The organism is Methanosarcina barkeri MS (assembly GCF_000970025.1).
GTDB classification, from domain to species: Archaea; Halobacteriota; Methanosarcinia; order Methanosarcinales; family Methanosarcinaceae; genus Methanosarcina; species Methanosarcina barkeri.
The window spans coordinates 360008-384740 of the sequence record NZ_CP009528.1 but is presented as its reverse complement, the minus strand read 5'-3'; the positions used below and the strand labels follow the sequence as shown (position 1 = coordinate 384740).

Genomic DNA, 24733 nt, shown 5'->3' with positions numbered 1-24733 from the left:
TTAAGTAAAACCATTAATCCCCTCTGTCGGCTGTTTCAAGTTGCCTGATTATAGGACTGGAAAATACATATATCTTATTAGCTAAAAACCAATTAATAATGACCAATGAAAAGATAGAACTGATAAAGGAAGCCATAAAAGCCAGAGAAAGTGCTGTCATTGCATTTTCAGGAGGAGTAGACAGTGCGACTCTTGCAGCCCTTGCTTTTGAGGTACTTGGGAAAAAGGCTCTTGCCGTAACCATAAATTCCCCACTTTTTCCAAAGAAACAACTTGAAACAGCTGTCGAGACAGCCTGCGAGATAGGAATTGAGCACAAAATACTCTCTTTCTCTCAATTGAGTCTTCCTTATTTTTCCGCAAATAGAATAAACAGGTGTTATTTCTGTAAAAAGGCTCTGCTTGAAACCTTGCTCGATTTCTCGGAGAAAGCGGGATATAATGCTGTACTTGAGGGCACTAATTACTCTGAAATACACGGGGAAAACCGTCCGGGATACAGGGCGGTCCAAGAAGCCGGAGAAAAGATTTTTTCTCCTTTCCTGGAATTTAACGTGACAAAAGAAGAAATAAGGGAAGTCGCTTCCAAACTTTCTCTTTCGGCAGCTAACAGACCGTCTGCATCCTGTCTTGCCACCCGCATTCCCTATGGGAAGCCAATAACGGCAGAGGCTCTTCAAAAAATCGAAAAAGCCGAAGAATTTCTTTTTTCCCTGGGTTTTACTCAGTTCAGAGTCAGGATGCACGAAAATCTCGCCCGGATAGAAGTTATTCAGAATGAGCTGAAAGATGCTTTGCTGAAAAGAGAGAAAATTTCACGGCGTTTGAAATCCCTGGGATTTGACTACGTAACCCTCGATCTTGAGGGCTTTCGGAGCGGGAGCATGGACGAACCTTATACCTTAAAAAACTTGACTAACAGATGAAGACAGTCTGACCTTATACTTTGAAAAAAACCTGCTTACCAGATGAAGACAGTCTGACTACCAAAAAACAACTAAGAAAAACAAGGGAAATTATGAGAGAAATCCATATCCGAAAAGCCAGAAAATCTGACCTGCTGGCAATTCAGAGGTTACTGTCAACTTACTTTCTTGACATGGAAGAACTTGAACTGGAAAATTTCGTGCTGGCTGAGATCAATGAAAAAATTACAGGATGCGCTGCCCTTATAAAATCCGAATCCTACGGTAAAGATTTTCTGGAAATTCATTCTATTGCAGTCCATCCGAACTTCCGTGGAAAAGGGATTGGAACCAGGCTTGTTAAGCACCTTCTAACAACTATTGGAGACCAGTACTGCGACTTGTATGTCAGGACAACTGCCCCTATCTTTTTTGAAAAACTAAATTTTACAAAAATAGATAATACTGAAAAGTTATCCTTTTGGAAAGATTGCGAAAATTGTGAGCATTTTGATAAGTGCACGCAGCATGCAATGAAATATTCTTGCAAGTATTGAATTTCCAGCTCAATTATTAAGTCTTCATTCCTAAATATTGACCTGTATCTCGATGTAAATTATTTAGTGTCTTTTCATTCTGAAAATCGAGAAAACAGGAGTCTTTTTTCCATGTTTTAGTTTTTGATTAATCGTTCCTCCATTAGTCGAATTTCTATCTAGTTTTTACGATTTTATTTTCTATGATCTACGAAGGAATGAAAAAGATTTCAATAATATTTTATATAGGGCTATCATTTTCTTTAATCTAACAACTATTGGAAATAATGGGTAGTTTAAGTGAAGTAACTTTTGATGTTTTCCGGGTTGCTTAGCAATGGTAGCCAGTTGCAAGCAGGATCAATGCTTAGTTTACCAATGCTCTATTTCGCCAACTCCTAGGAATAATAAGCACTAAAAGAAATGGAAAAGGGGAAGAAAAAGTGAAAAAGAAGGAAAAAGCGTACTCAATAGCTTTAGTTTCAATATTTATAATTTTATTTTTGATTTTTGTTTCATCTCCGGCATCGGCATTCACACATATAATAGGTAATAACACCACATTGAGCACCACACCGGAGGTCAGCAGTGGAGCAGGCGATCCCTCAGATGATCAGATTCCATCCGATGAGTTATCTACCGAAGAAACCGATACAGCCACGGAATCGATACAACCTGCTGAGCTCAAGATCACTGAAAAGCGTATTACCACTAATAACTTTGAGCAGTCTGACCCTGTTATTTATGGTAACAAAATCTTGTGGTATGATGAGCGCAATGGAAATGGGGATATCTATATGTACGATTTTTCTACTAAAAAAGAAACTCAGATATCTATTATTGATGCAGAAGGGACATTTGCTCCTGCAATCTACGGTGACAAGATTGTCTGCATGGGTTATCGCGGTGAACCCTATGAAGGTTACGACATTTATACGTACGATATTTCCACTAAAAAGGAAAAAAGGATAACTGACGACTCAGCAGTTTTCTCTGCTCCTGCAATATACGGGGACAGAATAGTGTGGGAAGATAATCGCCAATATGGATCCACTGGAATGGACGATATCTACATGTACAACTTATCTACTTCCAAGGAAACCCGGATCACTAATAGCGGATCTGCAAACTATCCTGCTATCTACGATAACAGGATAGTATGGGTAGACTCTCGCAATGGATATACTGATGTCTACATGTACGATATATCTACTAAAAAGGAAACTCAAATTACTAACAATGAATCAAAGAAGATGTATTCTGTTATCTGCAGTGACAGAATAGCGTGGATGGATAATCGTAATGGAAGCTGGGATATCTACATGTATGATCTTTCCACTAAAAAGGAAACTCCGATCACAAATCATGAAACTACCTGTTATCCTGAAATCTATGGTGACAGAATAGTGTGGTCTGATGTTCGCAATGGAAACTGGGATATCTATGTGTACGATTTAGCCACTCACCAAGAAAGTCACACTACTGATAAATCCGATCAGTACGATCCAGAGATCTATGGTGACAGGATAGTATGGACAGATATGCGCAATGGAAATCGCGACATTTACATGGGTACCCTTTCGAAAAGCTCTCCAGTTGCTGCATTTTCTGCAGCTCCAACTACAGGAAAAGCACCACTGAAGGTTAAGTTTACTGACACAAGCACAAGGACACCTACTAAATGGATATGGGACTTTGGAGACGGATCAAAGTCATTCCACCAGAATCCAACTCACAAGTATTCAAAAGCAGGAGTATATACTGTTAGCTTAACAGCAAAGAATGCTGCAGGTAGTAACACGGTAACAAAAACAGAATATATAAAAGTGATAACAAAACCAGTTGCTGCCTTTTCAGCCTCTTCTACTTCAGGAAAAGTACCACTGAAGGTTAAATTTACTGACACAAGTACAGGAATACCTGCTAAATGGGTATGGAAATTTGGAGATGGGTCAAAGTCATACCACCAGAATCCGGTTCACAAGTATTCAAAAGCAGGAGTATATACTGTTAGCTTAACAGTAAAGAATGCTAAAGGCAGTAACACGGTAACAAAATCAAAGTATATAACCGTGACAGCAAAACCAGTTGCTTCATTTTCTGCATCTCCAACCTCCGGAAAAACCCCATTAAACGTTAAATTTACTGACAAAAGTACAGGGTCGCCGACCAAATGGAAATGGGATTTTGGAGACGGAACAAAGTCATTCCACCAGAATCCAACGCATAAGTATTCAAAAGCAGGAAAATACACAGTAACACTCAAAGTAACCAATGCTGTAGGCATCAACACAGCAACAAAATCAAAGTATATAACCGTGACAGGAACTTCTCAAGCTCCGACTGCAGATTTCTGGGGCTGGCCATTATCAGGAAAAGCTCCGCTAAAGGTAAAATTTACGGAGACGAGCAAAGGATCGCCAACCTCATGGAAATGGGATTTCGGAGATGGTAAATATTCAACAGAAAAGAGTCCAACACACACATATTCATCTGCAGGAACTTACACGGTTAAACTCATAGCAACAAATGAAGCAGGAAGTAGTACAAAATCAAAATGGAAATATATAAAAGTGGCAAAGTGACTGCAACTTTGAAAACGGTTGTAAACCTTCTGGGGTTCTTCAGTTTCAGGTAAAGATGAAAAATGTAGTAATACAAAAACAAAAGTCATTTGTGGATGTTAAGTATCTAAAAATGAGCTTGAGATTCAAAAGTAGATATAAATGTTCAAAGGTAGAGAGGAGTGGGGGCTTATTAATCGAATCTCGCGAAAAGGATATACTCAGGTAAGTCTGAAATATCCTAGGTGGTTCGATTCCAAAATAGATTATTTATTTCCTGGAAAAATCCATGATCCCAGTTTCTATTCAAAAGTCAAGTTTTATGAACCTATTTCGGAATCAAAGTACTAAAAGGTCTTGCTAATGGATATTCAATTTCACAAAAATCTAAGTAATTAACATTCTTTTTTGAACTTTTGTGAATATTTATACTTTTATTTTACATATAGATAATATATTTTCATTATTTTTTAAACAGATATTAGATTATAAAATCACTTTTCCCTGTATAAAATCTAAAAATATCAACTTTTATAAATATAAGATCTAAAAGAAAAAATTTAAGTATAATCTCTAAATTTTTACTAATTGAATTAAAATTCTCAAATATAACGTTAGAGATGATAATATGAATAAACCAATGACCTTTTGTACTACAAGCTTAATTTTAATAGCCTTCGTTTTGTGTTTGTTTTTGTCTACGGCATCAGCAGATACAGCGGAAAGTGTTTTGCCTACAATCACTGAAACCCGAATAACCACCAGTGGATCAGCTAGTGATCCAGATATATATAATGATATAATAGCATGGGTCGACTATCGCAATGGAAACAACGATGTCTACATGTACAATATCTCTACCAAAGAGGAAATTAAGATTCCCACCAATGGATCTGCAAATTGTCCATGTATCTACGGTGATAAAATAGTGTGGGAAGACGATAGCCACATGCTTCCATCTTGGGACTTATCCGATATACATATGTACGATCTCTCTACTAAAAAGGAAACTCAGATTCCCGCCCGTCTTGAGGAATTCGTGGCAGAGGGGCAACCTGATATTTATGGCGACAAGATTGTGTGGCAAGATCTTTACGATGAGGATTGGGGTGTTTCTATGTATGATCTTTCTACTAAAGAGGAAACTTTGATCAGCCACGATGCATTGTGTCCTGCTATCTACGGTAACAGAATAGTATATTACGTATCCCACCCTCGCAAAGGGACTGATTCGAATATTTACATGTATGACCTCTCCACTAAGAAGGAAACTCAGATAACCACCAGCGGATCCGCTGACTGTCCTGCTATATATGGTAACAGGATAGTATACTCTGATGACCGCAAAGGAAACTATGACATCTATATGTATGATCTTTCTACTAAAAAGGAAACCCAGATAACCAGCAGTCCAGATAACCAGGTGTCTCCTGATATCTATGGTAACAGGATATTGTGGAAGGATGATGGTGGGGAGGACGATGGTGGGGAATATCATGGTATCTACATGTGCGATCTTTCCACTAATCAGAAATTTAAAATTACCAGCCGTGGAAGTAAAAGTGATCCTGCTATCTATGGTAACACAGTAGTATATACCGATGATCATAATGGAAAGTCCGATATTTACATGAGCACTATTTCAAGCAAAGGACCAGGATCAGTACCACCCGTTGCTGCATTTTCTGCAGCTCCAACTACAGGAAAAGCACCACTGAAGGTTAAATTTACTGACAAAAGCACAGGAACACCCACAAAGTGGATATGGGACTTTGGAGACGGATCAAAGTCATTCCACCAGAATCCAACTCACAAGTATTCAAAAGCAGGAGTATATACTGTTAGCTTAACAGTAAAGAATGCGGCAGGTAGTAACACAGTAACAAAAACAGAATATATAAAAGTGATAACAAAACCAGTTGCTGCCTTTTCAGCCTCTTCTACTTCAGGAAAAGTACCACTGAAGGTTAAATTTACTGACACAAGTACAGGAACACCCACAAAATGGAAATGGGACTTTGGAGATGGATCAAAGTCATACCACCAGAATCCGACTCACAAGTATTCAAAAGCAGGAGTATATACTGTTAGCTTAACAGTAAAGAATGCTAAAGGCAGTAACACGGTAACAAAATCAAAGTATATAACCGTGACAGCAAAACCAGTTGCTGCCTTCTCTGCATCTCCAACATCAGGAAAATCTCCATTAAACGTTAAATTTACGGACAAAAGTACCGGAACGCCAACGAAATGGAAATGGGATTTTGGAGACGGAACAAAGTCATTCCACCAGAATCCAACGCATAAGTATTCAAAAGCAGGAAAATACACAGTAACTCTTAAAGTAACCAATGCGGCAGGCATCAACACAGCAACAAAATCAAAGTATATAACCGTGACAGGAACTTCGCAAGCTCCGACTGCAGATTTCTGGGGCTGGCCATTATCAGGAAAAGCACCATTAAAGGTAAAATTTACGGAGACTAGCAAAGGATCGCCAACCTCATGGAAATGGGATTTCGGAGATGGAAAATATTCAACAGAAAAGAGTCCAACACACACATATTCAGCAGCAGGAACTTACACGGTTAAACTCATAGCAACAAATGAAGCAGGAAGTAGTACAAAATTAAAATGGAAATATATAAAAGTGGCAAAGTGACTGCTACTTTGAAAACGGTTGTAAACCTCCTGGGGTTTTTTCATTCCCAGGTAAAGATACAAAATGCAGTAATACAAAAACAAAAGTCATTTGTGGATGTCACAGTATCTAAAAAATGAAATCGCAAAACCCGTTGCTGCATTTTCTGCATATTTTACCTCAGGAAAAGCACCATTAACTGTCGTCTTTACTGACAAAAGTGCAGGTTTACCAGAAAAGTGGAAATGGAGTTTTGGAGACGGAATAACTTCAAGAGAACAGAATCCAAAGCATCAGTATTCACAGGAAGGAAACTATAAGATTACACTTACGGTGACCAATGTTGCAGGCAGCAGTACCGTAACAAAAACAAATTACATAAAAGTGACAACAAATACAAAACCAAGTATATACTCTGAAAGCAAAATAAATCCTTAAACCGAAAAACTGGATAAAAAATCAAGTCTAAAGCGTATGTATGATCATCAATCAGATCTGATAAAAAGGCGAAAGTAATCCTTTTGTCAGATTTGAATATTTTTTCACAATTTTCAATAACTGATCTTAAAATTCAGCTCTTTAGCTTTTTAAGCTAATTTGAAATGTTCTCCGTTCTATCCTTACTTTTTGCGTCAAGGCATCTAATATTAAAAAATCGTAAGTATTTTATATAGGGACTCTAAATTCATTTAAAGACAATTAAAACTAATTATGGTTTAATATAATATAATTTTTAATGTTTTCGGGTTGCTCATCAATGGTGGCCGGTTGCAAGCAGGATCAATGTTTAGTTTACCACTGCTCTATTTCGGCAATTCCTGAGAATAATAAGCACTAAAAGAAATGGAAAAGGGGAAGAAAAAGTGAAAATGAAAGAAAAAGAGTGTTCAATAGCTTTAGCTTTAACGTTTATAATTTTATTTTTGATTTTTGTTTCATCTACGGCATCGGCACTCCAAACCGAAACAGATCCTCCTAACTTCACCGTACCAGAAATCACAGGTGGAGCGGGAGACTCTTCCGATGACAAAGTTGTTTTAAATGAGTTATCTACAGAAGAAAACAATGTAACTACAGAATCTATACAAGCTGCCGCGCTTAAGATCACTGAAAAGCGTATCATCACCAGTGCAGCAGAGCAGTATTCCCCTGCTATCTATGGTAACAAAATTGCGTGGGAAGATACTCGTAATGGAGAAGCTAATGCCTATATGTACAATCTTTCTACGAAAAAGGAAACTCAGATACCTATTGATGCAGAAAGGACATGGTATCCTGCAATCTACGGTGACAAGATTGCCTGCATGGGTTATCGCGGTGAATACAACTATGAAAACTATGAAGATTGCGACATTTATACGTACGATATTTCCACTAATAAGGAAAAAAGGATAATTGACGACTCATTAGTTTACTCTGCTCCTGCAATATACGGGGACAGAATAGTGTGGGCAGATTATCGTCGAGATGGACTCTTTGAAATGAACGATATCTACATGTACAACTTATCTACTTCCAAGGAAACTCGGATCACTAATAGCGGATCTACAAACTGTCCTGATATCTACGGGAACAAGATAGTATGGTTAGACTGTCGCAATGGATATTCTGATGTCTACATGTACGATATATCTACTAAAAAGGAAACTCAAATTACTAACAATGAATCAAGTAAGAGGTTTCCTGCTATCTACGGTGACAGAATAGTATGGGTGGATTCTCGCAATGACGATGGAAACTACGATATATTCGATATATACATGTATAACTTATCCACTCGCAGAGAAACTCAGATAACCACTACTGGGTCAGTGGGAGAAGGTCTTGATATTTATGGGGACAGGATAGTGTGGACGGACTCTCGCAATGGAAACTGGGATATCTATGTGTACGATCTAGCCACTGGTCAGGAATGTCACACTACTGATAAATCAGATCAGTACGAGCCAGAGATCTATGGTGACAGGATAGTATGGACAGATATGCGCAATGGAAATGCTGATATCTATATGGGTATCCTTTCGAAAAGCTCTCCAGTTGCTGCATTTTCTGCAGCTCCAACTACAGGAAAAGCACCACTGAAGGTTAAGTTTACTGACACAAGTACTGGTTCCCCAACTTCTTGGAAATGGGACTTTGGAGATGGATCAAAGTCATACCTCCAGAATCCAACTCACAAGTATTCAAAGGCAGGAACATATACTGTAAACTTAACAGTAAAGAATGCTGCGGGCAGTAACACGGTAACAAAAACAGATTACATAGTAGTAGTCTCAAAACCTACTGCTGCATTTTCTGCAGAACCCACCGAAGGAAAAGCACCATTAACGGTTGCCTTTACTGATCAGAGTTTAGGAAACCCCACGAAATGGAAATGGAGTTTTGGAGACGGAACAATTTCAAGAGAACAGAATCCAGAACATCAGTATTCACAGGAAGGAAAATATAAGATTATACTTACAGTAAGCAATGCGGCAGGCAGCAGTACCGTAACAAAAACAAATTACATAAAAGTGACAACAAATACAAGACCAGGTATATACTCTGAAAGCAAAATAAATCCTTAAACCGAAAAACGGGATAAAAGATCGAGTCTAAAGGGTATATACAATCATCAATCAAATATGATAAAAAGGCGAAAGTAATCCTTTTGTCAGATTTGAGAATTCCTTTTTTACAATATTAAATAGCCGGTCTTAAAATTCAGCTCTTTAGTTTTTTAAGCTAACTTGAGGTGTTCTTCGCATTCTTCATACTTTTTAGGTCAATATATCTAATATTAAAAAATCCCAAGGTATTTTATACAGGATCTTAGCATTCATTTAATAACCATTCCAATTAGTTGGGGTTTTAAACAAGAAATTTTTGTATTTTTCAGTTTTTCTGGCAATGGTAGCCTATTGCAATCAAAATCGATGCTAGATATATCAATGCCTGGTTTCAGCAATTGTTTAGAACAGTAACACTAAAAAAATGGAAAAGAGGAAGAAAAATGAAAAAGAAAGAAAAAGCGTATTCAATAGCTTTAGCGTCAACATTTATTATATTTTTAATTTTGGTTTCATCTGCGACAGCGGCACCGATTAATGGAAGAGATCACAAATTCACCGTACCAGAAATCACCGGCAGATCAGGAGACTCTTCCAATGACACAGTTGCTTTAAATAAGTTATCTACAGAGGGAAATCTTACAACCCCAGAATCTATACAAGCTACCGCGTTAAAGCTCACTGAAACTCCAATCACCACCAATAAATTGGAACAGTGGGATCCTATTGTCTATAATAACAAGATAGTGTGGTATGATAATCGCAATGGAAACTGGGATATTTACATGTATGATCTCTCCACTAAAAAGGAAACTCAGATCACTACAAATGTATCAGATCAGTATAGCCCCTACATTTACGGTAACAGGATAGTGTGGGTAGATGAGCGAAATAGAAACCCTGAAGACATCAGTGGAAACTCTGATATATACATGTATGACCTTTCCACTAAAAAGGAAACTCAGATCACAAACAATGAAGGATATCTGTGGAGCTCCTCAATCTATGATGACAAGATGGTCTGGACAGCTTGTCCCTACGGCGACCTCTCCGATTTTTACGATATTTGCATGTACAACGTTTCCACCAAAAACGAAAAAATGATAACTGACAACGGATGCTCATATTATCCTGCAATCTACGGTAACAAAATAGTATGGGTAGACTATCGCAATGGCTATACTGATGTCTACATGTACGATATATCTACTAAAAAGGAAACTCAAATTACTAACAATGAATCAGAGAAGATGTGCCCTGCTATCTATGGTGACAAAATAGTGTGGATGGATTCCCGCAACGAAAACTGGGATATCTACATGTATAACCTTACCACTAAAAAGGAAACTCAGATCACCACCGGTCCATCAGATTCACTTTATCCTGCAATATACGGTGACAGAATCGTGTGGAATAATAATCGCAAAGGAAACTGGGATGTCTACGTGTATGATCTAGCCACTGGTCAGAAATGGCATACTACTGATAAATCAGATCAGTACTATCCTGCAATCTATGGTGACAGGATAGTATGGACAGATATGCGCAATGGAAATCCTGATATCTATATGGGTACTCTTTCGAAAAGTTCTCCGGTTGCTGCATTTTCTGCATCTCCAAATACAGGAAAAGCACCATTAAATGTTGCCTTTACCGATACAAGCACCGGCTCCCCAACTTCCTGGTTCTGGAACTTTGGAGACGGATCAAAGTCATTCCTCCAGAATCCGATCCACAAGTATTCAAAAGTAGGAAAATATACTGTTAGCTTAACGGTAAAGAACGCTGAGAGCAGTAACACTGTAACAAAGAAAGATTATATAAATGTAGTAACAAAGCCGGTTGCTGCATTTTCTGCATATCCAACTACAGGAAAAGCGCCATTAAATGTTGCCTTTACGGATAAAAGTACGGGAATACCGACTAAATGGAAATGGAGTTTTGGAGACGGAACAATTTCAAGAGAAAAGAATCCAAAACATCAGTATTCACAGGAAGGAAACTATAAGATTACACTTACGGTGACCAATGTTGCAGGCAGCAGTACCGTAACAAAAACAAATTACATAAAAGTGACAACAACCACAAGGCCGGGTATATATTCTAAAAGCAAAATAACTCCTTAAACCGAAAAATGAAATAAAAGATCAAGGTTAAAAGGATATGTATGATCATTGCTCAAATCTGATAAAAAGGAGAAAGTAGTTCTTTTGTCAGATTTGAGAATTATATTTTTACAATTTTTTAATAACTGATATTAGAATCTACTTATATTATATATTTTAAGCCAATCTGATATGTTTTCCGCTGTCTTCTCACTTTTTATACCAAGATACCTAATATAAAAAGATTTTAAAGTATTTTATAGGAGGACATGTTGTTTATATAATGACCATTGTAAATAGTTAGAATTTTAAGCAAGAAATTTTTGACATTTTTCAGTTTTTTAATAATGGTATAGCCAGTAGCATGTGAAATATTTAACTCTCTAAAAAATGAGCATATTATATTGAAAAATAAGTAAAAAGGTTAAGCATAAAAATAAGTGCAGAACTTAGACATGAATCTATACCGAAACTCACAATTTGATTTTTGAATCTCAGATTTGGAACAGTTAATTGAATGTATGATCATAGAAAAATGATCATGAAAATTCGTGAGTATTCAGAATAAAAAAGGTTTAGGATAGGTTCATAAAACTGATGCATAAAAAAGCGAAAACTATCATTAGAGGAGTTCCATAGCCTGATACGGTTTGATAAATTTAAATATGTAAAAAGTAAATATTATATATGAAATTTTTTAACATAGCTATTGGGACAACAAATCTGTTTCATAATAAATGTGAATACAGATATAGGTGCGCTGGGTATAAAGTTGATTCTTACACATGTACAAAAACATTGGATAAAAACTACTGTGGAATTTATAATTATTTTTTACAAGAAGCCTCTGAAATTTTAAATACAGAACTAGAATAGAATTATTCAGAGTTATTAGGTTACGCTGACAAACTTCTGTTTTTTGTTTTGCTGTGAATTAACTAGTAAAATATCAAACTGAAGAACAGGAGCTTTATCCCTTTTATCGTATTTGAAGGCCATTATTTTAAATGCAGTCTAAGTAACTGACTGTTCAAGGAATTATTAAAACCAAAAAACTTAAGAAAAATCACTAAAAGTTGACGAAACATTATTTTACGAAAAAGAATAATGAAGCACCTTATGCTCACCCTAGGGATAGTAAATACCTACGATAAAATCAAAGTTCTAGATGCTCATTATCGAGCAATAGCAAGAGCTGCTCCGATCTGCCATGCTTTTGGATTCCACCTTGCCCTTTACGATTTTCCTTTTAAGATGACCGCAGAAGAACTGGTAGCTTATGTGATGGAAAAAACCACAATAGGAGAATCGGGAAGTTATCTCAAAATCCTTTATGAAAAAAACTACCTGTCAGTATCCGATCTTCCAAAAAAAGGGTTCCCTTCCCAGTTTGGGGAAATCGTAATCACTACCTCAAAACCGGATCCCAAAAAACAGGTTCCACCCATAAAGATTGCAGAGGAAGCTCTTCGAAACCGTTCATTTCTATTTCTTGTAGGGCTCGGGCACAAAGGACTTCCAAAAGAGCTTTTCGAGAGAGGAAAATACCATCTTGACATTACCTGCAAAGGGCTTTCTCTTGAGACCTGCACTGCCATAGGGGCAATTCCTGCTCACCTTTCAGGGCTCATGGAAAATATTGAAACTAAAAAATAATCTAATTTTATAAATTTTAAAAATTATGAAAATTGTGAGTTCTTCCAATCGTTTGGTCAAAAAATTTAACTCAATTTCAAAAATTTAAAGTAGATCTAAAAGAAATTCCGGAACCAATATATATTACGATTGACAATTAATACTTGTTGTGGGTAAGAACAACGCTTGCTGCGCTGTTGTGGGGTTTTTAGCCCATAGGGAATAGAATTCTGGCCTGCTCTCAGGTTTTATCCAGAACGATTGAAAAGTTCTGAGCCTTATTGCAGGAGTTTGTCCACAGGGATTTGGAGAATGACTTTGATTGAGCTTCCCTGGAGGGACTGAGAATTCTAACCTGCATTCAATTGCCGCTCCCGAAAAGGCTTGGAATTTTAACCCGAATTGCAGGGCTCTCGTATCCACAAGGACTGCTATGACCCACATGTAAGCGCAGGTTTTGAAGAGACAGGAGGAAATTTTATGAGTGAATTAATGCACGAACAGAGAAAAAGAAAAGAATATAGACGTAAGCACCAGGAAAATGGTTATCATGCCGTTGTAAAAGGCTGCACCGACAACCTGGACTCAGATGAACTAGACCTTTACCGCTTTCTGATAGGCGGGGTGCAGGGTAAATAACCTGCAAAACCTTTTTTTATTTCTCGTTCCTAAAAAAGAAGCATGTACGACGTATATGCGGTCCGTGAAGATTTCCCTGTTCTTAAAGAAGTCGTGTACCTTGACAGTACAGCAACTACTCAGACTCCAATACCTGCAGTTGAAGCCATGGTCGAGTACTTTTACAGGTATGCTGGAAATCACGGGAGAGGAGCCCATCGTCTTGCCAGGGAGGCTACAAACCGCTATGAAGATGCAAGGGAAACCGTTGCGAATTTCCTGAACGCAGAGCCTTCAAAGACCATTCTTACGAAAAATACCACTGAAGGGATCAATCTTATCGCAAACAGTTACCCATGGGAAGCCGGAGACCATATCGTTACAACTGCACTTGAACACCATTCTAATCTCCTTCCTTGGCTGCGCCTGCAGAAAAAAGGGGTAAAAGTTACGATTGTAAATCCGGACAGTAAAGGAAAAATCGATGTCTCTTCGATAGAAAAAGCCTTTACTGAAAAAACTAGACTGGTGGCCATAAATCAGATATCAAATGTCTTCGGTTCCGTCCAAGATGTAAAAACCATTACTAAACTTGCCCATCGATACGGTATAAAAGTCCTGGTCGATGGGGCTCAATCTGCAGGACATATGCCGGTCAGCCTTAAAGATCTGAACTGTGATTTTTTTGCAACTGCCGGACATAAAGGCCTGCTTGGGCCGCAGGGTACTGGCGTCCTCTATATCAAAGAACCGGATGTTCTCGATAGCGCCTCAGTGGGAGGAGGTACGGTTTCGGATGTTGAGGGACATACTTACGTTCTTGAACCTTCTCCTGCCTGTTTTGAAGCCGGCACTCCGAATATTCCTGGAGTTATAGGCTTAGGAAGAGCCGTCGAATATGTAGAAAAAATAGGGGTGCCGGAAATTGAGGCACATGAAATAAAGTTGTCCAGAGAAACTGCAAAAAGGCTTTCCGAACTCGAGCATGTAGAAGTATATGGGCCTGAAGACCGGGCAGGGATAGTGCCGTTTAATGTAAAAGGACTTCATGCTCACGATGTTGCTCTAATCCTTGACCAGACAAGGAAAATCTGTGTCAGGAGTGGACATCACTGTGCAATCCCAACTATTCGCTTCCTAAATGTAGACAGCACCGTAAGAGCTTCCTTTGCATTATATAATACCGAAGAAGAAGTGGATATACTGGTAAATGCAGTTGCAGGGCTTAAAGCACTCGTTTCTTAAATTCCCGCGTCTCATCATCCTGGTTCCGTCGCTCGAGTCTCGTCACCCGAGTACCGTCTCGGGAGGACGGAGCCCTTTTCGCTCGACACTTCGCTCAAGAGGGCTGAATTGTAGTGATATGGTTTAAATCAATACACAATTTTCAAGATGGCTACTCTTCATGAAAACTTCTCGGAGAGTCTCAAAAACCATTCAACAAGGAAATCGTTCAAGTTTATTTTTCCTATGATCTATAATTGAAATTGATGAATCTAATATACCGTTGCTTGAATTTGTATACCAGTGAATTTGATTTGGGAATTATAATAAACTTGTATGCGTTTGGAGTGCAAAATCAGGTATGACAAACATTAATGTAAATATATGTTTTAGATAGTTGAAGGGTAAAAGCATACCGATTTCTCGGTTCAACCGCGTAAGTCCTAAATAATATCAAAACTCATTGAGAAAAGTGATTAAAACTATGTCAGAAGTTAATTTTAATTCCAAGGCTTTTACATATGCAGATAATGCATTGGTTCAAAAGTCAGCCTCTGAAGTTCTCTTGAATTTATTATCAATTCAACCTGAAGAAGATGTACTTGATATAGGCTGTGGGCCAGGTCATATCACAAAAAAAATCGCAGAAATTACTAAAGGATCTGTACAGGGGATCGATGTTTCTCAAGGTATGATAGAACAGGCAGTAAGCTCCAACAAAGATCTTCCCAACTTAAAATATTCTGTCATGGATGCTGAAAATCTTGAGCTAAATACAAAATTTGATGTTATTGTGTGTAACTCGTGTTTTCAGTGGTTTCAAAAGCCAGAACAAGTATTAATGCGTTGTTTTAATGTGCTTAAGGAAGGAGGTAGAATAGGGGTACAGGCTCCAGCTACTCAATCTTATTGCCCTAACTTTATTTCAGCAATAGAAAAAATCCGTATGCATCCATGTACACGAGATGTATTTAATCACTTTAAAAGCCCGTGGTTTTTCTTTGACAGCAAGGATGAATATGAGCAACTTTTTAGAAATCATGGATTTGATATAATTTATAGCGAACTTCGTGAAGAGTCAAATCTCTTTTCTGTTGAACAGGCGTATAAAATATATCAATCAGGAGCCGAAAACGGTTACTTGAACCAATCTTTTTACACCGTAACTTTGACGGATAATTACATTAGTACTTTTCGTGAATTAGTTAAAGAAGCTCTTCAAGAACAGGCAGATAATTCAGGAATGATTAACTTAAAGTTTGAAAGAATCTATTTAGTTGCTAAAAAACAATGAATTTCCAGCCTTCTAATCCTTGCATGCTTACGTGACTGGGTTGCGTCTCTAAGTTATTGAACCGGAATTCTGAACGTAAATAATTCCTTTAAACTCCACATGTGATCAGTTATTTTTTTCATTCACTGATGGAGTTTTTTGAAACCATTTTCTCTTTTCATAGAGTCTATCCAAAAAGCCACTTTACTCTTAATTATAGGGAATTCTCAGAATTATTTTCATGATCATCAGATTGATTGATTATTCAAAATAAAAGGTATAAGAGGCAAATTTCAAGTTTTGGGATGAACTCATAGTCAATTTTCAGGAATCATATCCAAGTCCGTAGAATTTTTTTCTGAGGAATGTCAAGTCCAAAAAATGCTGTATCTCTGGTTTCACTAAAGTAATGCTTGCAGGTTTTACATTTAAGAAGTTCATAGTTATTTTTACCGCATCTTTCTTTAAGGACTATATCCCTTGGATTTTCATTCCATAATCAGGACAATCTTTATTAAATCCCCATACTTATGAGAAAATCTATTTCGGAAACTCAAGGACACGAACAATTTCTAAATTGGAAGCAAACTTATTAAACTTTTTTAAATAAACACGCAAGCAGTTTTCTCGTGAAAATGGTTTAGAATCAAGAAAAACAGCATACTGCGTTAGGAGATTTTGATTCGGATACCTTACCGTTTACCAGGGTTCATATTAAACATATAAAGTTTTTATAAGATGTTTATCTTATATGACCTAAGAAGAAACCTGAAGGCGAGAGTTTGAATGATGTAAAAGAAACGCTAGCGAAGAATAAGTTTATTTCGGGGTTATTGAGAAAAAAAAGTAACTACAACTCCATAGCTGAGGTTGTAAAAAAGGCTAGAGGCTACTTTGATAAGCCTTTGAGGACTCTACCAGCTTATGACCCGGAAAAAGAAGGACCTCTTGTAGATTTTATAGTGCCTGACGGGTTAAAAGAACTCGAAAGATACTGGCTTCAGGAACCTTACACTTTTGTATCAATTCTGGAAGACCGTAGATCAACATATTACAGGCTTATTGAACCTTCTCTTACTAAATTTGAAAAAGAACTGCTTGCAAGAATTTATGAAGATTTTCAAGATATCCTGATTCTTGGGTCTACGCATTCCAGATCTGAAAAGGATGCGTTTCTCGTAGATAGAGCCCTTTTTCTTCTTGAACGTTATAAAGCTGACATTTCGAAAGCCACACTTCTAAAAATTATGTATTATCTTAGAAGAAACCTGCTAGGCTACGAGAAAATCGATCCTCTCTTTTATGATCCTTATATAGAGGATATTTCATGTGATGGGGTGAGAGTCCCTCTCTATGTTTATCATAACAGATATCTCAATGTTGAATGTAATATTACTTTTGAAGAAGAGGAACTTGATGCCCTTGTAATCAAGATGTGCCAGTTGAACAATAAACACATTTCTGTAAGCCAGCCAATCGTGGATGCAACAATCCAGGATGGTTCAAGACTTCAAGCTGTTTTAGGAAGAGAGATTACTCCCAGAGGCAGTTCTTTTACTATTCGTAAGTTCAGAAAAGATCCAATGACTCCTATAGACCTGCTTGGCTATAAGACGTGTGACCTTGATATGCTTGTATATTTCTGGATGGTTATCGAAAACGGCCACAACATGCTTTTTGCAGGGGGAACAGCGTCAGGAAAAACGTCTATACTGAACGCTACATCCCTGTTCATGCCTTCTACAACGAAGATAGTCTCGATCGAAGATACAAGGGAACTTTTACTCTACCATAATAACTGGGTTTCCGGGGTTGCAAGAGAGGGGTTTGCTGCAGACTCTTCGGGAGAAATTACCATGTACGACCTTTTGAGAGCAGCTCTCAGACAGCGTCCAGATTATATTATTGTGGGTGAAGTGAGAGGCAGTGAAGCTCTTACTCTTTTCCAGGCAATGTCAACAGGACATGCAACAAGCTCAACAATGCACGCAGGAGATGTACAGACCGTTGTAAACAGGCTCACCCACGAGCCAATAAACGTGCCTCATGTTATGCTGCAGTCTCTTAATGTGCTCTGTATTCAGGAGCAAGTGTACATAGAAGAAAAAAGAGTTAGACGAACCCGCAGTCTTGTAGAAGTCCTGAATGTCGATCCTGAAACAGGAGATCTGGGTATAAATGAGCTTTTCAACTGGGAACCTTTAGAAGACTGCTTCATTAAGGTAGGGGATTCTCATATTTTACAGGAAATTATGACTGTAAGAGGATGGAATACCAGTCATTTGATAAACGAGATGGAGAATCGGAGAACAATTTTGGCTTATATGTATGAAAAAAGCATAAGGAACTATGTTCAGGTGTCCATTGTAGTTCAGGCATACCAGACTCATCCAAAGATGGTTATGGAAGCTATAGAAAACGATACTCTAGAGAGTATGATACAGAGTATGGCTGCTTAAGAGCAAGCCTTTTAAAAAAAGGCTTGAGCGAAAACTCCAGTAACGATATAGTCGGCGTGATCAACCAGCACAACGGTTGCAGCTTAACGGTTGCCGTACAGGAATATGGTTGTTTAAGAGGGGGAATATGACTTATACTATTCTGGATGAACTAGCATACCGATTTTATGGGGACTTCTTCTATAAAAATAAAGCATATTTTCAGGATTTAAAGGTAAAAATACGTCATTCTCATATCTCTATGTCAGTAGACCAATATCTGGCTTCTACCTTCATGTACTCTGTAATTTTAGGAATTGCTGCAGGACTCTTTGGCTTATGGCTGGGACTAAAAATCTTTGGGAATCCGGTTTCCCGACTTAGCCTTTTTGTAGACCCTGAACGTGCCGACATTGCAGGCGAATATGTATATCCTCTTGCGCTTCTAGTTGGCCTTATACTGTTTCTTGTAAGTTTTTTTACCGTATTTCTCGTAGCATATATCTATCCTTATTTTCAAGCAAATAACCGGCAAGCTTCTATCGATAAATCCATGCTTCCGGCAATAACTTACATGTATGCCCTGACAAAAGGAGGCATGTCAATCTATGACGTTTTCCGGTCTTTGAGCAGGTACAGCTATATATTTGGGGCAACGGCGGAAGAAATCTCCTATGTTGTAAGAGATATGGACTATCTGGGAAAGGATTTCATAACTTCGCTTAAAATTGCCAAGGAACGCACTCCTTCTGAAATTTTCAAAGACTTCGTTGATGGGTTGATTATTGTTTCAAGCAGCGGAACCATAACCGAATATATCAAAAATAAGTCCGAGCAATATCAGGGTCTAGCCGAGATGGCGAATAGAAACCTGTTACAGAGACTTGATGTACTTGCCGAAATCTACGTGACAGCCCTTGTTGCAGGCCCTCTTTTTGTAATGGTAACCCTTGTTGTGCTACAGTTTTTCCGCCCGGCTTCAGCTCAGATCCTTTACATGCTTATTTATGTAATATTACCTCTTGCAACCCTGTTTTATTTGGTACTTCTCGATACTGTGGGAGAACTCTCCATTGATCCGAAAAAAGGTGATGTTCGCAGTTTTACAATAAACCTTTCCGATATCCAAGAAATTGACTCAGGGCTTACTGAAGAGGTGGAACAAAAAAGGAAAAAGACGTACATGCTGTACAGGGGGTTTTATAAGCTCAGAGACATGGTGCTTAACCCTTACAGGACTATCCTGAATGAGCCAAGATACACGTTTTTCTTCGGAGTTCCGCTTGGATTGTACTATCTTACCCAACTTCCGAGAAGACTTAGAAACAGCCTCTTTTCTAGTTATCATCACCTGAGTATAAGTTTTGACCATGTCTCTGACAGTGCTATAAAGCTAGTTACTGCTGTCGATGATTATTTTGTTATCTTTATTGTTGTTGCCCTGATTCCTTTTATAATTTTTTATGAAATAAAGGCGTGGCGAATGCGCAAAATTGATGAGAAAATGCCCGATTTTTTGAAAAGCCTTTCCAGCATGAATGAATCGGGGATTATGCTTGCAAACTCCTTAAAAATAATAGCCGACTCCAAAATGGGAATTCTCAGTAAAGAACTTAAAAAGTTAAAGGAAGACCTTTCATGGGGCACTTCCACCTCTAAAGCTCTTATGAACCTTGAGAACAGCATCAAAACGCCTTCTTCAAGCCGGATTCTCCACATTCTCGTAAAAGCAAATGAGTCTACAAGTGACCTTAAAAACGTACTATCGATTACTGCTAAACAGGCTAGAAATGATGAGGATATGAAAAAAGAGCGCTCATCAGCAATGATAGTCTACGTTATTACAATCTATGTAGCCTTTTTCGTTTTCCTGTTCATAGTTTATATCCTTGCTACTAACTTCTTTCCACAAACGGCTTCTTTTTCCACCTCTTCACAGGGAATGGGTGGAGTCAGCGGATATTTTAATGTAGAAGAGTACAGTATGCTCATGTTCCACTCTGCCCTGGTACAGGCTTTCACTTCCGGGATTGTTGCCGGGAAGATGGGGAAGGGCTCGGCGTATCTGGGCCTGAAGTACAGCGTAAGCATGATAATAATAACTTACGTGGCTTTCACCATGTTTGTTTGATTTATGTAGAGAAGTTGGGGGATATATCCAAAAAGCCCTCAATTTTATTCTCTAGTTTTAAATTACCAGCCTGGACCAGGAGAATTTAAACCTCAATATCGAGAAAAAAGCTCTTAAATGAAAAATAATTAATCTTGATCCCACTTTAAGCCTGCTTATTTTTCTTATGCATTTGTTTTCCTGGTTTAGTATAGTGGCTTATTCATAATTAGTAAACTGAGAGTTTGAGTTTATCCGGCGACTATTTGTTTTTGGTTCAAAATCTGTTTTCGTAGACCATCACGTTAGACCATCATGTAATGAAAAGAACTATTTATAATTTCATTTGTTACTTCCAAGGTAATTGTACTCTTTCAGAGAGCTGTCTACGTTTTCTCACATTCTACAACAATATTAAATTTTGTGATGCTTCCTGTCCTGACCTTATCGGCTTTCATTGAACTGTTTCATCAGAATGTTTCCGGCATAATATCTATTTCTTTCGACATCTCATTAACATACTTTCGATATCCTACAAGTTCTGCAATCAGGTAATTTCTTGCTTCAGACAACTCACGGATAAACGCATTCCGACGAGAAAGCATTGCTGTAGCATCGGTTACTGACATTTGATCTTTCTATTCTTTGAAGTAATCTCGTGAAAGAGATTCTATGGCATCTCTAAGTTTACACAATGTATCTTTCATTAAAAAATCACATTCTTCTATTGAATTTGTAATATATTCTTCAGTATATTCGCTTGTATTCTGATTCTTTTCAAATGCTGTATATGAAGAGTGCATCACTATACTTGCTGTTTCATCAATTGTTATATATTACTATCCAATGGGAAGTTAGCCATAATATAGAAATATATTACAATATATACAAAGTTTTCCATGGATTCGATTCAAATTTAAGTCATCTATCAAAGCAAAATGTTGTAACAAGATGAGGGTAATATATTAATTGGGCACCAGAAGGATTTACTAATGAATTTTTAGACTTTCTTTAGCTTCCTCCATTGCCGGACTTGAGAGATTACACAGAAGGAACAATAGAAGATACCAAAATTCCCGAAATGGCAGAAAAACTCGGTCTCCTATCCTCCAAAAAGAAATCTAAAGTTCCTGAGCTGCCCACGTTGGTAGATCTTAGAAGCTGGTGTTCACCGATTGAAAATCAGATGGATCTGGGTTCTTGTACTGCCCACGCGAGCGTAGGAGTGATTGAATACTTCCAGAGTCGGGCCTTTGGAAAATACATGACGGATCAAGGCTTTTTGTTTACAAGACGACAAGAAACCTGATGGGCGTTAAAGGAGATACCGGAGCCTGGCTCCGAGATACTATGGCAGCCCTTGTTCTTTGCGGGACCCCTCCTGAGAAATATCACCCTTATATTGACAGAAAAATCCCGGGCCCGGCAGGGGAACCAACCTTTGATGAAGAAACCTCGAACTTTGTATATTCGCTTGCCGATAATTTTGAAGCCCTGAAATATTTCTGCCATGACCCACAGAGGGTATGAACACCCTGCCTTCAGATGTTCTTTTTAGCGTGAAAAAGTACCTTGCGGCAGGAATACCTTCAATGTTTGGTTTCTTTGGTTTTCCCTCTTTCAACGATACAGATGGTAAAAGGTGGAATCCCCTTCCCAGGTCCCAAAGAACAGGCAATATGGGGCCATACAGTCGTTGCTGTCGGATATGACGATGATATGAAAATCAAAAACACCTAAGCAACAAGGAAACCACTGGTTCCTTCCTGACTCGCAACTCATGGGGCACAGGCTGGGGAGATCAGGGATATGGCTGGCTGCCCTATGAATATGTCCTGAGTAAGTTCGCAGTGGATTTCTGGTCTCTTATCTCAGTGAACTGGATTGACACAGGAAATTTCGGACTTAAACTCTGACGGCTCCACACCATTGAGGCACACAATAGGGATTTAAAAACAAGTAATTGAGACCGTCTTCGATATTCAGCTCTTCGATATTCAGCAATTCTATGTCAGCTTAGTAGTTAACATCTAAAAAACAAGATTTCGTCCTCTGCAATGCTGGCTTGCAACTGGCACCTAAAACACTGAATTATATAACAGAAGCTAAAGTTTATTTTTATATTACGTTTATATAAATAATCACATATGCAAGAAGAAAGCAAAAATGCCCGGACCTTCAAGGAACTTAAATGGAGTGACCTTCAGGATTGGGCTGGAGGAAAAGCCACTGCAAAGGGGATCAAGTATCAGGAAGAGAAGCGGGTGAAAGAACTCAAATGCACTTCCTCATGCAGCCTAGTCGCGCGGGTAGAGGGAACAATAGAGTATTTCACTGAAGTTTCCCTGAAAAACGGGAAACTGAGTTCTATCTGTACCTGTCCTGTCGGGCATGACTGCAAACACGGAGTTGCAGCCGTACTTGAATATCTTGACCTTATTGAGCAGGGAGAAGATGTGCCGGTTGTTACTGAGGAAGACATCCTTATTAAAAGATCCAGACGAGGATTTGCAGGAGCCGGAGTTTCTGAAGCCTACGAGGCCGAGGCATCTCCACGGATTTTCCAGGAATATCTGGAAAAGCTGGAAAAACCGGAATTAATCGAGATACTGACAACGTTTGCAAAGAAAGATAACATGCTTGGCAGATATCTGAAGGACCGCCAGACCCTTGCCTCTGAAAATCCGGAAAGAGTTATTGGGGGTATCTATTCCGAGATGGACGAGCTATGGAGAGAATTAAAGAGTTCTGATTTCTGGACTTACGAAGGCGAAGAAATGCCTGATTTTTCAGAGGTACAGATTCGGCTGGAAAGCCTCCTTGATTCAGGGCATCCTGACGAGCTGCTCGATATTGGAAAAGAGCTTATGGATAGATATAAAGAAATTGAAGAATATGACGAAGGGGATATAGGAACACAAATCTCCGACTGCATAGATGTAGTGTTCAGGGCTTTATCCCAATCCTCTCTTTCTGCACATGAGAAAATGCTTTACGCCCTTGAGCTTGAGCTAAAAGACGATTACAACATTCTGAATGCACCCACTCTATGGAGAGAAGACCATACTCAGGAAGAGTGGATGCTATTTGCAGAAGCCCTGAAAGTCCGGTTCCAAGAAGCCGCAAAAGAAAAAGAAACAGACATCCTGTACGAGTCATCCTGGGAACGGGATTATGTTATTGACAGGCTTATCGATGCCCTGAGAAAAGCTGGTCATTCGGAAGAGATTATCCCGATCTCCGAGCTCGAAGCCGAAAGGACAGGCAATTATACAAGGCTTGTTAGAGAACTGCTCGATTCCGGGCAAAAAAAGAAAGCTGAAGAATGGATTTATAGGGGAATCAAGAAACTGAGAGAATATGATCCTGGCACCGCCTACGAGCTCTTGCAAACTCTTATTGAAATTAACGAGATAGAGGAAAACTGGTCTTTTGTAGCTGCTCTTGAAACAGAAGAATTTTTCAAATTTCCACAACTGTCCAGCTATATCAGGATGCAGAAAGCCGCTAAAAAAATAGGGAAATGGAAGGAAATCCGAGAGTCTGCCCTCCAGTATTTGAAAAACGGAAAATTGCCAGTCAACAAGCCTGAAGTTGCAGAAGAGCTTTCAATTCTTCCTGGCTCTCTCCCAAAAACAGGGCTGCTGGAATCAAGCTCGTTAAAAAAAATTAAACCTCCTGTCCTTGATCTGTTGATACAGATAGCTATTCAAGAAGATGATGCTGATGAGGTAGTTCACTGGTATGAAGAGTTTAAAAAAAGAAAAGGTGAAGCCGAGAAATCCGGACGATCCATCTTAGAAGAAGAAATTGCGAAAGCCGTAAAGGACAAATATCCTGAGGTTGCGATTGAAATCTGGAAAAACATTGCAGAAGATTTGATTTCCAAAGCAAAAGTAAGATCTTATGAAGTAGCATCAATATACCTTCGAAGAATAAAGGAGACGCTGGAATCTATTGGAAAGAAAGAAGAGTGGGAGGCATATCTTAAGCAGATTCGGGAAGTCAACAGGTTCAAAAAGAAGCTGCTTGAAATTTTGAATCGGCTGGAAAAATCCCGAATTATCAGCGAATGAAAAAAGAATGTAAAGAATATAAAGAGTATAAAGAAACTTTGTCGGTAAAATGAGGTGAG

At 38.4% G+C, this 24733-nt stretch carries 19 protein-coding genes; 18 read left to right on the top strand and 1 reads right to left on the bottom strand.

The window, feature by feature from the left end; genetic code table 11:
• The first annotated feature begins 98 nt into the window (after positions 1-98).
• The 14 genes from larE to MSBRM_RS01630 all read left to right on the top strand — a co-directional run bounded on the left by larE (position 99) and on the right by MSBRM_RS01630 (position 20619).
• A complete protein-coding gene (gene larE, locus MSBRM_RS01690; RefSeq protein WP_048154261.1) occupies positions 99-926 on the top strand; it encodes an ATP-dependent sacrificial sulfur transferase LarE in 828 nt (275 codons plus the stop codon).
• A 92-nt stretch (positions 927-1018) separates the two neighbouring features.
• Positions 1019-1462, top strand: a complete 444-nt coding sequence (locus MSBRM_RS01685) for a GNAT family N-acetyltransferase (protein ID WP_048123295.1) — start codon at positions 1019-1021, stop codon at positions 1460-1462.
• 422 nt (positions 1463-1884) lie between these two features.
• Positions 1885-4026 carry a PKD domain-containing protein gene (locus MSBRM_RS19080; protein ID WP_080943659.1) on the top strand — a complete coding sequence of 714 codons (2142 nt, stop codon included), beginning with the start codon at positions 1885-1887 and terminating at the stop codon, positions 4024-4026.
• A 607-nt stretch (positions 4027-4633) separates the two neighbouring features.
• Complete coding sequence (locus MSBRM_RS18630; protein ID WP_080943658.1) at positions 4634-6667, top strand: TolB family protein; 2034 nt, start codon at positions 4634-4636, stop codon at positions 6665-6667.
• A 96-nt stretch (positions 6668-6763) separates the two neighbouring features.
• Positions 6764-7084 (top strand): PKD domain-containing protein, encoded by a 321-nt coding sequence (locus MSBRM_RS01670; protein ID WP_048120344.1) that lies wholly within the window; start codon positions 6764-6766, stop codon positions 7082-7084.
• Positions 7085-7515: 431 nt separating this feature from the next.
• Positions 7516-9213, top strand: a complete 1698-nt coding sequence (locus MSBRM_RS01665; protein WP_083250219.1) for a PKD domain-containing protein — start codon at positions 7516-7518, stop codon at positions 9211-9213.
• Between the two features lie 425 nt (positions 9214-9638).
• Positions 9639-11321 carry a PKD domain-containing protein gene (locus MSBRM_RS01660; protein WP_052712648.1) on the top strand — a complete coding sequence of 561 codons (1683 nt, stop codon included), beginning with the start codon at positions 9639-9641 and terminating at the stop codon, positions 11319-11321.
• Positions 11322-12407: 1086 nt separating this feature from the next.
• Entirely contained in the window at positions 12408-12956 is a 549-nt protein-coding gene (locus MSBRM_RS01655; protein WP_080941549.1) for a DUF531 domain-containing protein, read from the top strand.
• Between the two features lie 301 nt (positions 12957-13257).
• The gene (locus MSBRM_RS21600; protein ID WP_255361943.1) at positions 13258-13383 is read left to right on the top strand and encodes a hypothetical protein; all 126 of its coding nucleotides are present in this window, start codon (positions 13258-13260) and stop codon (positions 13381-13383) included.
• A gap of 32 nt (positions 13384-13415) precedes the next feature.
• Positions 13416-13574, top strand: coding sequence for a hypothetical protein (locus MSBRM_RS01650; protein WP_155396503.1), 159 nt, complete (start codon positions 13416-13418; stop codon positions 13572-13574).
• Positions 13575-13616: 42 nt separating this feature from the next.
• A complete protein-coding gene (locus MSBRM_RS01645; protein WP_048120348.1) occupies positions 13617-14798 on the top strand; it encodes a cysteine desulfurase in 1182 nt (393 codons plus the stop codon).
• Between the two features lie 463 nt (positions 14799-15261).
• Complete coding sequence (locus MSBRM_RS01640; protein WP_048120350.1) at positions 15262-16071, top strand: class I SAM-dependent methyltransferase; 810 nt, start codon at positions 15262-15264, stop codon at positions 16069-16071.
• An 812-nt stretch (positions 16072-16883) separates the two neighbouring features.
• The gene (locus tag MSBRM_RS01635; RefSeq protein ID WP_230628819.1) at positions 16884-18509 is read left to right on the top strand and encodes a type II/IV secretion system ATPase subunit; all 1626 of its coding nucleotides are present in this window, start codon (positions 16884-16886) and stop codon (positions 18507-18509) included.
• 127 nt (positions 18510-18636) lie between these two features.
• Positions 18637-20619 (top strand): type II secretion system F family protein, encoded by a 1983-nt coding sequence (locus tag MSBRM_RS01630; RefSeq protein WP_048120355.1) that lies wholly within the window; start codon positions 18637-18639, stop codon positions 20617-20619.
• Positions 20620-21068: 449 nt separating this feature from the next.
• Here the strand turns inward: MSBRM_RS01630 and MSBRM_RS19895 are convergent, their stop codons facing one another.
• Positions 21069-21227: a hypothetical protein gene (locus MSBRM_RS19895; protein ID WP_155396504.1), complete on the bottom strand. Its 159-nt coding sequence runs from the start codon at positions 21225-21227 to the stop codon at positions 21069-21071.
• A 404-nt stretch (positions 21228-21631) separates the two neighbouring features.
• Between MSBRM_RS19895 and MSBRM_RS20975 the strand changes: the two genes are divergently transcribed.
• The 4 genes from MSBRM_RS20975 to MSBRM_RS01620 all read left to right on the top strand — a co-directional run bounded on the left by MSBRM_RS20975 (position 21632) and on the right by MSBRM_RS01620 (position 24674).
• Positions 21632-21907: a hypothetical protein gene (locus MSBRM_RS20975; protein WP_230669002.1), complete on the top strand. Its 276-nt coding sequence runs from the start codon at positions 21632-21634 to the stop codon at positions 21905-21907.
• Positions 21907-22128, top strand: coding sequence for a hypothetical protein (locus MSBRM_RS20970; protein WP_230628821.1), 222 nt, complete (start codon positions 21907-21909; stop codon positions 22126-22128). The genes MSBRM_RS20975 and MSBRM_RS20970 overlap by 1 nt, the downstream gene beginning before the upstream one ends.
• The gene (locus MSBRM_RS20965; protein ID WP_230669000.1) at positions 22125-22310 is read left to right on the top strand and encodes a hypothetical protein; all 186 of its coding nucleotides are present in this window, start codon (positions 22125-22127) and stop codon (positions 22308-22310) included. Before MSBRM_RS20970 ends, MSBRM_RS20965 begins: the two co-directional genes overlap by 4 nt.
• Before the next feature lie 435 nt (positions 22311-22745).
• A complete protein-coding gene (locus MSBRM_RS01620; protein WP_048154257.1) occupies positions 22746-24674 on the top strand; it encodes an SWIM zinc finger family protein in 1929 nt (642 codons plus the stop codon).
• Positions 24675-24733 lie beyond the last annotated feature (59 nt).

Bases quoted from the DNA above. Each gene is read 5' to 3' on its own strand.
- larE (WP_048154261.1), top strand. From the start codon at position 99: ATGACCAATGAAAAGATAGAACTGATAAAGGAAGCCATAAAAGCCAGA.
- MSBRM_RS01685 (WP_048123295.1), top strand. From the start codon at position 1,019: ATGAGAGAAATCCATATCCGAAAAGCCAGAAAATCTGACCTGCTGGCA.
- MSBRM_RS18630 (WP_080943658.1), top strand. From the start codon at position 4,634: ATGAATAAACCAATGACCTTTTGTACTACAAGCTTAATTTTAATAGCC.
- MSBRM_RS01670 (WP_048120344.1), top strand. From the start codon at position 6,764: ATGTCACAGTATCTAAAAAATGAAATCGCAAAACCCGTTGCTGCATTT.
- MSBRM_RS01665 (WP_083250219.1), top strand. From the start codon at position 7,516: ATGAAAGAAAAAGAGTGTTCAATAGCTTTAGCTTTAACGTTTATAATT.
- MSBRM_RS01660 (WP_052712648.1), top strand. From the start codon at position 9,639: ATGAAAAAGAAAGAAAAAGCGTATTCAATAGCTTTAGCGTCAACATTT.
- MSBRM_RS01655 (WP_080941549.1), top strand. From the start codon at position 12,408: ATGAAGCACCTTATGCTCACCCTAGGGATAGTAAATACCTACGATAAA.
- MSBRM_RS01650 (WP_155396503.1), top strand. From the start codon at position 13,416: ATGAGTGAATTAATGCACGAACAGAGAAAAAGAAAAGAATATAGACGT.
- MSBRM_RS01645 (WP_048120348.1), top strand. From the start codon at position 13,617: ATGTACGACGTATATGCGGTCCGTGAAGATTTCCCTGTTCTTAAAGAA.
- MSBRM_RS01640 (WP_048120350.1), top strand. From the start codon at position 15,262: ATGTCAGAAGTTAATTTTAATTCCAAGGCTTTTACATATGCAGATAAT.
- MSBRM_RS01630 (WP_048120355.1), top strand. From the start codon at position 18,637: ATGACTTATACTATTCTGGATGAACTAGCATACCGATTTTATGGGGAC.
- MSBRM_RS19895 (WP_155396504.1), bottom strand. From the start codon at position 21,227: ATGTCAGTAACCGATGCTACAGCAATGCTTTCTCGTCGGAATGCGTTT.
- MSBRM_RS20970 (WP_230628821.1), top strand. From the start codon at position 21,907: ATGGGCGTTAAAGGAGATACCGGAGCCTGGCTCCGAGATACTATGGCA.
- MSBRM_RS20965 (WP_230669000.1), top strand. From the start codon at position 22,125: ATGAACACCCTGCCTTCAGATGTTCTTTTTAGCGTGAAAAAGTACCTT.
- MSBRM_RS01620 (WP_048154257.1), top strand. From the start codon at position 22,746: ATGCAAGAAGAAAGCAAAAATGCCCGGACCTTCAAGGAACTTAAATGG.